The 12,668-nt window shown below is 72.3% G+C and carries 10 protein-coding genes; all 10 read left to right on the forward strand.

What is annotated here, in order from left to right:
* The first annotated feature begins 114 nt into the window (after nt 1-114).
* The 10 genes from R4Z63_RS31930 (at nt 115) to R4Z63_RS31975 (ending at nt 12,667) form a co-directional block, all read left to right on the forward strand.
* A complete protein-coding gene (locus tag R4Z63_RS31930; protein ID WP_037917546.1) occupies nt 115-1,593 on the forward strand; it encodes an RNB domain-containing ribonuclease in 1,479 nt (492 codons plus the stop codon).
* 271 nt (nt 1,594-1,864) lie between these two features.
* Entirely contained in the window at nt 1,865-2,392 is a 528-nt protein-coding gene (locus tag R4Z63_RS31935; RefSeq protein WP_384446473.1) for a GtrA domain-containing protein, read from the forward strand.
* Between the two features lie 245 nt (nt 2,393-2,637).
* Complete coding sequence (locus R4Z63_RS31940; RefSeq protein WP_384446471.1) at nt 2,638-3,063, forward strand: nuclear transport factor 2 family protein; 426 nt, start codon at nt 2,638-2,640, stop codon at nt 3,061-3,063.
* Nucleotides 3,060-3,914, forward strand: a complete 855-nt coding sequence (locus R4Z63_RS31945; RefSeq protein WP_384446469.1) for an NmrA family NAD(P)-binding protein — start codon at nt 3,060-3,062, stop codon at nt 3,912-3,914. Before R4Z63_RS31940 ends, R4Z63_RS31945 begins: the two co-directional genes overlap by 4 nt.
* Nucleotides 3,915-3,972: 58 nt before the next feature.
* Complete coding sequence (locus R4Z63_RS31950; RefSeq protein ID WP_384446467.1) at nt 3,973-4,575, forward strand: TetR/AcrR family transcriptional regulator; 603 nt, start codon at nt 3,973-3,975, stop codon at nt 4,573-4,575.
* A gap of 295 nt (nt 4,576-4,870) precedes the next feature.
* Entirely contained in the window at nt 4,871-5,632 is a 762-nt protein-coding gene (locus R4Z63_RS31955) for a GNAT family N-acetyltransferase (protein WP_384446465.1), read from the forward strand.
* A 711-nt stretch (nt 5,633-6,343) separates the two neighbouring features.
* Entirely contained in the window at nt 6,344-7,828 is a 1,485-nt protein-coding gene (locus R4Z63_RS31960; RefSeq protein WP_384446463.1) for an aldehyde dehydrogenase family protein, read from the forward strand.
* Nucleotides 7,829-7,843: 15 nt separating this feature from the next.
* Nucleotides 7,844-9,415, forward strand: coding sequence for a GMC family oxidoreductase (locus R4Z63_RS31965; protein ID WP_384446461.1), 1,572 nt, complete (start codon nt 7,844-7,846; stop codon nt 9,413-9,415).
* A complete protein-coding gene (locus tag R4Z63_RS31970; RefSeq protein WP_384582244.1) occupies nt 9,412-10,533 on the forward strand; it encodes a quaternary amine ABC transporter ATP-binding protein in 1,122 nt (373 codons plus the stop codon). The genes R4Z63_RS31965 and R4Z63_RS31970 overlap by 4 nt, the downstream gene beginning before the upstream one ends.
* A gap of 247 nt (nt 10,534-10,780) precedes the next feature.
* Nucleotides 10,781-12,667, forward strand: coding sequence for an ABC transporter permease (locus R4Z63_RS31975; protein ID WP_384446589.1), 1,887 nt, complete (start codon nt 10,781-10,783; stop codon nt 12,665-12,667).
* The last annotated feature ends 1 nt before the right edge of the window (nt 12,668 follow it).

Below are 12,668 nucleotides of genomic sequence, written 5' to 3' on the forward strand. Positions count from 1 at the left end.
TTCGATGGTCCGCCTGGTGACGGGGGCGCGGGTGCGGCGGGGCTCGGGCGCCCTGCCGCACCCGGACGGATCGCCCGCCGTGCCGGTGACCGCCCGCCGCCCTACGCTCGGGGCATGCCACGCCGCCCGATGCGCATGTCCGACGCGGCCAAGGCCGCCCTGGCCACCGCCCTGAAGAAGCTGCGGACCGACCTGCAGGCTCCCTCGGGCTTTCCCGCACCCGTGCTCGCGGCGGCCGAAGCGGCTGCCCGGGCGCCCCGGCTCCCCGACAGGGACGCCACCGACCTGCCGCTCTTCACGATCGACCCGCCCGACGCGAAGGACCTCGACCAGGCCATGTACCTGGAGAGGCGGCCCGGCGGCGGCTTCCGCGTCCACTACGCCATCGCCGACGTGGCCGCCTTCGTCACCGCCGGAGATGCCCTGGACGACGAGGCCCGCAGGCGGATCGTCACCCTGTACTTCCCCGACGGTAAGGTGCCGCTGCACCCGCCCGTACTCTCCGAGGGCGCGGCCAGCCTGCTGCCGGACCAGGACGTCCCCGCCCTGCTGTGGCAGCACGACCTCGACGCCCACGGCGAGCTGACCGGGTCGAGCGTGAGCCGTGCCCTGGTGCGCAGCAGAGCCAGACTGGACTACGCGGGCGTGCAGCGGGCCGTCGACTCGGGCACCGCCGAGGAGCCGCTCGCCCTGCTGCGCGAGATCGGCACCTTGCGCGAGGCGGTCGAGGCCGAGCGGGGCGGCATCTCGCTCAGGCTGCCGGACCAGGAGGTGACCTTCGAGGACGGTTCCTTCCGGCTGGGTTACCGGGCCGCGCTGCCCGTGGACGGCTGGAACGAACAGATCTCCCTCATGACCGGGATGGCCGCGGCCCGGATGATGCTCGACGGCGGCCCCGGCATCCTGCGGACGCAGGACCGGGCCCCGACCCACGAAGTCACCCGATTGCACCGCATCGCCCAGGGCCTGGGCATCGGCTGGCCGCACCACGTCTCGTACGCCGAGCTGATCCGCTCCCTCGATCCGCACGACCGGAAACACGCGGCGTTCCTCCACGAGGCGGCCGGCGCCCTGCTCCTGAAATCGGTCTACACGTCCTTCCCCGACCATGACCACGTCCCCGCACAGACGGTCCACGCGGCGATCGCGGCACCGTACACCCACTGCACGGCACCGCTGCGCCGCCTGGTCGACCGGTACGCCGGCGAAATCTGCGTGGCCGCGACGGCGGGCCGCGCGGCGCCCGAGTGGGTGCTGGCGGCCTTGGGCGACCTGCCCAGCCGGATGGAGAAGGCGAAAGGGAACGCCGTCGACCGGCAGTCCGTGGACCTGGTCGAGGCGGCGCTGCTGATGGACCGGGTGGGCGGCACCTTCGACGCCGTGATCATCGATACGGACGCGGAACTCGCACAGCCGAACCCGCGGGAGGGGCAGGCCCAGTTGGCGGAGCCCGCCGTGCTGGGCAGAGTCACCTCGGATGCCGCCGACCTCGAGCTCGGGGCCGGTGTCCGGGTCAGGCTGGAGCGGGCCGATCCCGCCTTCCCCGACAGGAACCGACGGGTCCTCTTCAGCCTGGTGCACGCACGGGGGTGACCGTTCCTCGGGTGCCGGTCCACGCGCCCCCATCTCCGCCTTGGCGCCTCCGTCACGCCCGGCCTCCGCTCGCGAGCAGCCCGGGTTCGAAACGAGTGACCATACTGGCACCGCTTTTGACCTGCGATGTTGCCGAATTCAAGTCAATGTGACGTCGACATGGCTCGATGTGGCGCCATGGATGGGCCGTCATGGCGCCAAGGGTGGTGCGCCCGTCTGCTCCGCGGATGTCGGCGCGCTGTCGAGGGCGGGCTGTCGAAGGGGTCGGGTCATGGAGGCGGTGCAGAGTCGGCGGCAGGCGGCGCGTCCCGGCGTCGTCACCGCCTTCGCCCGCTTCGTCCTGTGTGGCGGCGGGGTGGGAGTCGCCTCCAGCTTCGCCGTGGGCGCCCTGGTCGCCCGGCTTCCTTGGGCTCTCGCCAATGCCCTGATCGCCGCGGTTTCCACGCTCCTCGCCACCGAGCTCCATGCCCGCTTCACCTTCGGCGCGGGCTGTCGCGCGAGCCGCCGTCAGCACGCGCAATCGGCCGGTTCCGCCGTCGCGGCGTACGTGATGACCTGCATGGCGATGCTGGGTCTGCGGCAGCTGGTGGCGGCTCCCGATCCGCTGCTGGAGCAGGTCGTCTACCTGTCGGCCTCGGCGCTCGCCGGTGTCGCACGGTTCGCGCTGCTCCGCCTCGTCGTCCACGCGCGGGGCCACGCGCAGGCCGCGGGAGCCTCCCGTGGCGCCGGATGCCTGCCCGCCGCCGTGGCCCGGGCTGCGGCGGGCGCGAAGTCCGCGGAGCTCTGCCGGGCCGCCTGACCGTGCGGTGTGGTGGTGGGGGAGGGGCTGTGTGGGGGTCGGCGGTGTGGAGCGAGGTCCCCGGTCGCGCGGGGGGTGGCTGAGCGCGCCATCCAATCGGTCCGCGCGGCAGCGCACTTGTTAAACGGACTGACGGTCCATATGCTTCGAATCATGCGGACTGCCGGTCCGTTTACTTCGGCTGCCGCGTTCGCGCGAGCCGCCGGGCGTCGCTGCCACCCCGAGCGGAAACGGAAGCCTCGAACATGACCAACTCCATGACGGCCGAGGAGCTGTATCGCCACGGCCTGCGCCTGCTGCTGGCGAAGGACATCACAGCCTGGGTCGACCTGTGGCACACCGACGGTGTACTCGAATTCCCCTTCGCCCCCGAAGGCTGGCCGCGGCGCCTTGAGGGCAAGGCCGCGATCGGCGACTACATGCGCCACTACCCCGATCACGTGGACCTGCACGACTTCCCCGAGGTGACGATCCATCAAACCACCGTCGCCGAAACGGTCGTGGCCGAGATGCGCGGCGTCGGCAGGCTGGTGCGGACCGACACCCCCTACGACATGGGCTACATCGCCGTGGTCACGGTCGCGGACGGTCTCATCGCCTCCTACCGCGACTACTGGAACCCCCTCGCCGCGTCCCTGCCCGGCGCCGACTTCACCGGAGCGAACCGATGACGACCGCCCACGCCACCCTGGTCATCGGGGCCACCGGTACTACCGGCCGTCGCGTCACCGCCCGGCTGGCTGCCAAGGGCCGTCGCGTCAAGACGGCCGGCCGGACCGCCACTGCGCTGCCCGGCGCGGAGGCTGTCCGCTTCGACTGGCACGAACCCGCGACCTGGGCCGGGGCCCTGGGCGGCGTGGATCGGGTGTACCTCGTCCCGCCCACCGGCTCCCCGGACCCGGCCGCGGTCATGCTGCCCTTCCTCCGTCAAGCTCGCGCAGCAGGGGTACTCCGTGCGGTGCTGTTGAGCTCGTCGGCGATTCCTGCGGGCGGTCCGGCGGCCGGCCGGGTCCACGAGCAGATGCCGGGCCTCTTCGAGGAGTGGGCGGTGCTGCGGCCCTCCTGGTTCATGCAGAACTTCGCCGGCTCCGCCCCTCACGCACGCACCATCCGCGAGGAGGGCGCCATCTTCACGGCCTCGGGCGACGGCCGCGTCGGATTCGTCGACGCCGAGGACATCGCGGCCGTGGCCGTACACGCCCTGACCACAGAACAGGCCCCCGACACCGACCTGATTCTCACCGGACCGCAGGCGCTGAGCTATTCCGATGCCGCCGCGATCATCGCCGAGGTCACCGGCCGCCCCGTCGTGCACCGGCAGTTGACGTTCGAGGAACTGCGCGACCGCTGGGCGGCCGCGATCCCGCTGGAGTTCGCCACCATGCTGGCGGCCATGGACCGCGCCATCGCCGACGGCGCCGAGGACCGCACCTCGGACACCGTCGAGCTCCTGACCGGACGCCCTCCGGGTACCCTTCGCGCCTTCGTCGAACGGGAGGTCCGGGCGGCCGCCGGCCACTGACAGGGACCGGGCACATATCATTCCGGGGGCCGGAGAGGCCGCAGACCGAGGAGGACCCGTGGCCCGACGAGCAGAGCGCACGGAGCGCACGGAGCGCACGGAGCGCGCGGATGCCCAGCGCAACCGGGAAGCGGTCCTGGCGGCGGCGGACACTCTCTTCGCGACCAGCACCAGCCCCCACGGCGTGTCGATGGACGACATCGCCGCAGCCGCCGGTGTGGGCAAGGGCACCCTCTTCCGTCGTTTCGGCGACCGCGCCGGCCTGATCGCCGCGGTGATTACCTCCCGCCTCGAACCCCTTCAGCGCACGGTGCGGGAGGTGCAGGAGGCTGCGGGATCCTCGCCGCGGCAGCGGGTCGCGGACCTGCTCGACGCCTCGCTGAACTTCAAGATCGAGAACCGGAACCTGATGTCGGCGGCGGAAGAGGCCGGAATCAGCAGCCCGTACCGGGCCGAGCACTACGGCTGGTGGCACGCAACCCTGCGGACGGAGCTCGAGCGGGTGCCTGGAGTCCACGCACCGGACTTCACCGCCCACGCCCTGCTGGCCGCCCTTCGCGCCGACCTCGTTGCGCACCTGATCGACGAGGAGGGGATGACCCCGGAAGACGTGCGCTCCTGCCTCGCCGGCCACCTCGCCGACGTCCTCGGACCCGCGTGATCCGGATCCTTCCACTGATCCGTGGGTGAACGGGCGGTCACGACGGACCACCCCCGCCGGAAGGAACGCGGGCGTGACCCCCTCTCCCGTACGCGCGCCCCTCGGCCCCCGCCACGATGCGCCGCTCGATGGACCGTGCCGCTCCGGGGCGCGGGAGGTCTTCGAACGGCGTGTGAACGAAAAGGTCATGGGGTCTTCCGCGGGGCAAGCGGGTGGCCGGAGGGCGCCCTGGGCAAGGTTCTTCCCGCGACACAAGTCAACGGCGGCCGTGGTCAGCACTGCATAGGCTCCCTCCATGCCAAGTTCAGAACTGCAGCGGATCAACGCCTTCGTATCCGCCTTCGCCCGTCGGCAGGCCACGCGCGTCGTCGACCTCCCCGGCGGCTTCGCTGTATATGACGACGCCTTCTTCCATTCCCGCGCGAACAACCAGGTGATCATCGATACGGCCGTCGACCCGGAGGCGCTGCCCACTATCGCGGAGGAAGCACTGGGCCATCTGCCACACCGACTGATCTCCGTCCTTGACAACGAAGCAGGACTGGCGTGTGCAGAGCCGCTGACCCAGGCTGGGTACGCCCACTCCATCTATGCGGTCATGCTGCACGAAGGCCCAGTGCCGGCTGGCGGACCCGCGGATGAGGCAGACCTCGATGTGCTACGTGATCCACTTACCCGGCGATGGCGGGGCCTCCTTCCGGACGTCGACAACGAGGTCATACGCCACCTTGTCGACCGACGCGAAGCTCGCCGGCGCGGGGCGGACATCGTTCGCTTCATCAGTGCCCGCACAGAGGAAGGCGAGGTCGCCTCATGGGCTGACCTCTATGCGGATCCGGTCACTGGCACAGCCCAGATCGAGGACCTGATCACCTCAGAGGACCATCTCAGGCGCGGTTACGCCGACGCCGTCCTGACCGTCGCCCTGCGCATGGCTGCCGATGAGGGCTGCAGTACCCGGTTCCTGACCGCCGATGCGTCAGACTGGCCGCGCCAGTGGTACGAGCGTCGCGGCTTCTCCACCATCGGCCACGCGCACTGCTTCGAACGCGGCTGATTGGAACGTAGCGGTGGCGTGCCGACGATCCTCTCAGCCGGCACTGACAACGGCCGTACGAGGCGGCGGCCGCGTTGGTTCAGTGCTCTGGCCAAGTCCCGGCTGACCTCCCTCGCGGCATCGAGATCGGACTGGGGCCTCCTCCCACGCGGATGTCAGTTCAACGTTGTGCCGCTCCAGCCTCGTGATCTTCCGCTGGAACTCGTCGACGTCGGTCGGGGCTCCGGGCCCTGATACCTGCTATGCCCTGTGCTCCCAGCGTGTGCGACTGCCGTTTCTCCAGCTGCTCAACACGGGCGGATAAGCGGGTCTTGCGGGCCCGGGCGTTGGCGAGGCCGGCCTGGAGCGAGGGCGCTGACCGGCGAGCCGCTGGCCGGGTCCTTGGCTGCCGGTTCGAATGCGGCGGCGTGAACGATTCCTCCCGCCGGACGCGGCCTCAGGCCGCCTCTCCGGGTGTGCGCCCGTCGTGGCCCCGATGCCCGCGGTGCGGTCCCGTCGGCGAGCCCGGCCGACCGGCCCGTCCCCAGGGCGTCCCGTCGAGGACTGCCCCATATATCCATTTTTGCTCCATTTCCCGGTGAGGCAACGGGGAGTGACTCCCGTCACTTCCAGTGACGAATGGGACATGGTTTCCGAGGGGCGGGGCAGGCGCGCCCGAGCAGCACCACCGCGGGAAGGCCGCGGTGGCCGGAATCGGAGGTACAGCGCGTCGTGTCCGAGCAGCCGACCATCCACATCGCCGGGACCTGGCGTTCCGCCGTGTCAGGAGCCACCCGAGAGGTCCTCGACCCGGCGGACGCCACGGTCCTCGCCGTCGTCTCCGAGGGCGGCACCGCAGACACCGACGCGGCCGTCAGCGCCGCCCGCGCGGCCTTCGACGGAGGGGAGTGGCCCCAGACCCCCGTCCTGGAGCGGGCCGCGCTCCTGCGGCGCACCGCAGACCTGCTCCAGCGCGACCGCGAACGCCTCGCCCTGCTGGAGAGCCGTGACGCGGGCAAGACCCTGGAAGAGGGACGCGTGGACGTGGACTGCGTCGCCGACGCCTTCCGCTACTTCGCCGACCTCGTCGCCGGCGAGAGCGCCGGCCGCGTCGTCGACGCCGGCACCCCCGACGTCCACAGCGTCGTCGTCCACGAGCCCGTCGGGGTCTGCGCCCTGATCACCCCGTGGAACTACCCGCTCCTCCAGGCCTCCTGGAAGATCGCCCCCGCCCTCGCCGCGGGCAACACCTTCGTGCTCAAGCCCAGCGAGATCACGCCGCTGTCCACGGTGGCCCTCATCGACCTGCTGGCCCAGGCCGGTCTGCCGGCCGGCGTCGCGAACCTGGTCACCGGCCCCGGAGACCCGGTCGGCGCCCGTCTGAGCACACACCCCGGCGTCGACCTCGTCTCCTTCACCGGCGGCCTCACCAGCGGTACGAAGGTCATGCGCGCGGCCGCCGACTCCGTCAAGAAGGTCGCCCTCGAACTCGGCGGCAAGAATCCGAACGTCGTCTTCGCCGACGCCTGCGCCACCGAGGACGGCTTCGACACCGCCGTCGACCAAGCCCTCAACGCTGCCTTCATGCACAGCGGCCAGGTCTGCTCCGCGGGATCCCGGCTCATCGTCGAAGAGGGCGTCGCCGAGCGCTTCGTCACCGAACTCGCCCGCAGGGCCGACCGGATCCGCCTCGGCCGAGGCACCGACCCTGGCGTGGAGTGCGGGCCGATGGTCTCCGCCGCCCAGCGCGAACGAACCGAGGAGTACGTGGCCTCAGCCCTCGCCGAGGGCGCAGTGCTCCGGTGCGGCGGCGAACGTCCCGACGGGCCCGGCTACTTCTACCGGCCGACCGTACTCGACCGCTGCCACCGCGGAATGCGCGTCGTACGGGAGGAGGTCTTCGGACCCGTCCTGACCGTCGAGACCTTCCACACCGAGGCCGAGGCCGTCGCACTCGCCAACGACACCGAATTCGGCCTCGCGGGCGCCGTCTGGACCTCCGACCCGGGCCGCGGTCGCCGTGTGGCGGGCCTGCTCCGCCACGGCACCGTCTGGATCAACGACTTCCACCCCTACCTCCCGCAAGCGGAGTGGGGCGGCTTCGGCAAGTCCGGCACCGGACGGGAACTGGGCCCCTCGGGCCTGGCCGAGTACCGCGAGACCAAGCACGTGTACCAGAACCTCGCCCCGCGCCCCGTGCGCTGGTTCGCGGGCTGAAGGAGGAGCACAACCATGACCACCCCCACACCCGTCCCCACCCCCACGGCACCCGAGCCCGAGCACGAGTACGACTACGTCGTCGTCGGCGGCGGCACCGCCGGCTCGGTGATCGCCTCCCGCCTGACCGAGGACCCGGACGTGACCGTGGCCGTCATCGAGGGCGGCCCCAGCGACGTCGACCGCCCCGACGTGCTCACCCTGCGCCGCTGGATGGGCCTGCTCGGCGGAGACCTCGACTACGACTACCCCACCACCGAGCAGCCCCGCGGCAACTCGCACATCCGCCACAGCCGCGCCCGCGTTCTCGGCGGCTGCTCCTCGCACAACACCCTGATCTCCTTCAAGCCGCTCCCCTCCGACTGGGACGAGTGGGCGGAGGCGGGTGCCGAGGGCTGGCACGCGGCCGCCATGGACCCGTACTTCGACAAGCTCCTCAACAACATCGTTCCGGTGGCGGAGAAGGACCGCAACGCCATCGCACGCGACTTCGTCGACTCCGCGCAGACCGCCCTGGGCGTCCCGCACGTCGAGGGCTTCAACCGCAAGCCCTTCCACGAGGGCGTCGGCTTCTTCGACCTCGCCTACCACCCCGAGGACAACAAGCGGTCCTCCGCCTCGGTGGCCTACCTCCACCCCGTCATGGACGAACGCCCTAACCTCCACATCCTCCTGGAGACCTGGGCCCACCGCCTCGAAATCGACGGCACCCGGGCGCGCGGAGTCCGCGTACGCGCCTCGGACGGCACGGAGTCCCTGGTCACCGCACGCCGAGAGGTACTCGTGTGTGCCGGAGCCGTGGACACCCCGCGGCTGCTGCTGCACTCCGGCATTGGCCCGCGCGCGGACCTGGAAGCCCTCGGGATCCCACCGGTGCACGACCTGCCCGGGGTCGGGGAGAACCTGCTCGACCACCCCGAATCGGTGATCGTATGGGAGACCGACGGCCCCCTGCCCGAGAACTCCGCGATGGACAGCGACGCGGGCCTGTTCGTCCGCCGCGACCCCGCATCGGCCGGGCCCGACCTGATGTTCCACTTCTACCAGGTCCCCTTCACCGACAACCCCGAGCGCATCGGCTACCAGCGCCCCGCGCACGGAGTCTCGATGACCCCGAACATCCCCAAGCCGCGCAGCCGCGGCAGGCTCTACCTGACCAGCGCGGACCCCGAGGTGAAACCGGCCCTGGACTTCCGCTACTTCACGGACGAGGACGACTACGACGGCCAGACCCTGGTCGACGGCATCAAGCTCGCCCGGAAGATCGCCGCGACCGAGCCGCTCGCCGGCTGGCTGGGACGCGAAGTGTGTCCCGGCCCGGAGATCACCGGCGACGAGGAGCTGAGCGCCTACGCCCGCTCCGTCGCGCACACCGTCTATCACCCAGCCGGCACGTGCCGGATGGGCGCCGCCGACGACCCCGCGGCCGTCGTGGGACCGGACCTCAAGGTCCGCGGGCTCCAGGGCATCCGCATCGCGGACGCCTCCGTCTTCCCGACGATGCCCGCGGTCAACCCGATGATCGGAGTGCTCATGGTCGGAGAGAAGGCAGCCGAGCTGGTGGCCCGGGAGGGTGACGCCCGATGAACACCGCCCCCGCCACCGCCCCCGCGCCCGCCACCCCCACCACCGCGCCCGCCGACGGCCCCGCCGGGTCCTCCGTCTTCTCCGTGGAAGGCCTCTGGAAGGTCTTCGGCCCCGACAAGGCCGCCGCGAAGATCCCCGGCTCCGCCGCCGCCGACCTGCCCGCCGCCGAACTGCGCGAGCGCACCGGCTGCACCGCCGCCGTCCGCGACGTCACCTTCGACGTCCGCAAGGGCGAGGTCTTCGTCGTGATGGGTCTGTCCGGATCCGGCAAGTCCACCCTCGTGCGCTGCCTCACCCGGCTCATCGAGCCGACCGCCGGCAGCCTGGCCATCGACGGCGAGGACGTCCTGGCCATGGACACCGCCCGGCTGCGCGCACTGCGCCGCCACCGCGCGGCCATGGTCTTCCAGCATTTCGGTCTGCTCCCGCACCGCACCGTCCTCGACAACGTGGCGTACGGACTGGAGATCCAGGGCGTCGCACGCGGCGACCGCCGGGCCAAGGCCGCCGAACTCCTCGCCAAGGTCGGCCTGGACGGCCTGCAGGACCGGCGCCCCGGCCAGCTCTCGGGCGGCCAGCAGCAGCGCGTCGGCCTGGCCCGCGCCCTGGCCGCCGACCCCGAAGTGCTTTTGTTCGACGAGCCGTTCAGCGCCCTCGACCCCCTCATCCGGCGCGAGATGCAGGATGAGGTGGCCCGCCTCCACCACGACGAGGGCCGCACGATGGTCTTCATCACCCACGACCTCACCGAGGCCCTGCGCCTGGGAGACCGGATCGCGCTGATGCGCGACGGCCGCATCGTCCAGCTCGGCACGCCCGAGGAGATCGTCGGCTCACCGGCCGACGACTACGTACGGGACTTCGTCCGCGACGTCCCGCGCGAACAGGTGCTCACCGTCCGCGCTGCGATGCGCCCCGCCGCCGCCGGGGAGAGCGAACAGGGGCCCGCACTGGACCCCGCCACCACCGTGGCCGAGGCCATCCAGACCGTCGCCCGCGGCGGCGGTCCGGCCCGCGTCGTCGACGGCGGCCGCTGCCTGGGCGTCGTGGACGACGCCGGGCTGCTTGCCGTCGTGGCCGGCCTCCCGGACCCGACCGGACGGGGGGTGGCGGCATGACCTGCCCCGAACGCCCCCCGACCCTTGTCCCCGACCCCCGGAGGTGGTGCGCATGACCGCGACCCCGACCCCGACCCCGACCCATGCGCCGGCCGGCTCCCGTGCGGCGCTGCCCGCGCAGGCCCGACCGTCCTCCGTCCGGCCCGCGGCGGCCCGGCCGGCTTCCTCCACGGCCGCGCCCACCGCTCAGGACAGTCCCCGCAGAGGCCCGCGCGGCCCGCTCGCGAGCCGCGCTTTCCTCGTCCCGATGGGCGTCGCCCTGGTGCTCCTGGTCCCGCTCGCCGTGGCCTTCCCGGGTTCCGGCAGCTGGCCCCCGGCCCTCGCCGCCGACCTCTCGGGCCCGCTCGGACGCGCCGGTGACTGGATCATCGACCACCGCGACAGCCACCCGCTGTTCCTCTACTTCTTCGGCCACGTCAGCAACGCGGTCGTGGTGTGCGTCCGCGCCGTGTACGTCCTCCTGCTGGCCGCCGGATGGACCGGGGTCACCGCCCTGGCCGCCCTGGTCGCCTGGCGCCTCGCGGGCGTCCGCCTCGCGCTGACCTGCGCCGCCGCCTTCGCCGCCTGCGGACTGCTCGGCATGTGGGTGCCGACCATGCAGACCCTCGCCCTGATGGTCGTCGCCGTCGCCGCCTCCGTCGCCATCGGCGCCGTCCTGGGCCTCGCCGCGGGGCTCTCCCGGCGCGCCGACCGGTTGCTGCGCCCCGTGCTCGACACCATGCAGATCCTGCCGGCCTTCGCGTACCTGCTGCCGATGGTGCTGGTCTTCGGCATCGGCGTGCCCGCCGCCGTCCTCGCCACCGTCGTCTACGCCGCCCCGCCGATGGCCCGCCTCACCGCCCTCGGCCTGCGCGAGGCCGACGCGGGCGTCATGGAAGCGACCGCCTCGCTCGGCGCCACCGGCCGCCAGCGGCTGCTGACCGCCCGCCTCCCGCTCGCCCGTCGACAGCTCCTGCTCGGCGTCAACCAGGCCATCATGACGGGCCTGTCCATGGCCGTCATCGCCTCGGTGATCGGCGCGGGCGGCCTCGGCGACCGCGTCTACCAGGCCCTCGCCTCCGTCGACGTCGGCGCCGCCCTCACCGCCGGCATTCCGATCGTCCTGCTCGCCGTGGTCCTGGACCGCACCGCCGATGCCGCGGGCCGCCGACTCGGCGCCCACACCGTACCGGCCGGCGAACAGTCACTGTTGCGACGGGTGTTCGCCGGCGGGTACGGCCGCCTGCTCACCCTCCTCGCGGCGGTCGCCGCCGCCGTCGCCGGCCGGATGGCCGGCACCACCGTATGGCCCGACTCCTGGACCGTCTCCCTGGCCGATCCGGTGAACTCGGCCGTCGCCTGGATGACCGACCACCTCTACTCCGGCGTACCCGTCGTCGGCGGCACCGCCGACTGGGCCGCCCGGTTCACCGGCTGGATACTCGACCCGCTGCGCAGCGGGCTCCAGGCCGCCCCCTGGTGGCTGCTCCTGCTCCTGGCCGGTGCGCTCGCCCTGCGCGTGGGCACCTGGCGCACCGCACTGACCGCGGTCCTCGCCCTTGCCACCGTCGGCGTGCTCGGTGTGTGGGAAGCCTCCCTGGACACGCTGTCCCAGGTCCTGGCCGCCGTGGCCGTCACGCTCGTCCTCGGCTTCGCGATCGCTGTGGGAGCCGCCCGCAGCGCCAGGGCGGAGCGGCTGCTGCGGCCCGTCCTCGACGCGTGCCAGACCCTGCCGCAGTTCGTGTACCTCATCCCCGTGGTCGCGCTCTTCGGCGTCGGCCGCGCCCCGGCCGCCGCCGCCGCGATCGTGTACGCGCTGCCCGCAGTCGTCCGGATCACCGTGCAGGGCCTGCGCGACGTGGACCCGGCCGCCGTGGAATCCGCCCGCTCGCTCGGCGCGACCCGCTCCCAGCTGCTGCGCCAGGTCCAGCTGCCGCTCGCCCGCCCCGCACTGCTGCTCGCCGTCAATCAGGCCGTGGTACTGGTCCTCGCCGTCGTCATCATCGGCGGCCTCGTCGGCGGCGGCGCCCTCGGCTACGACGTCGTCCTCGGCCTCGCCCAGGGCGACCTCGCCACCGGCCTGGTGGCCGGCGCCGCGATCGTCTGCCTCGGCCTGTTCCTCGACCGTGTCACCCAGCCCGCGAAGGAGGCCTGAC

This window comes from Streptomyces sp. PL-29, assembly GCF_058344425.1.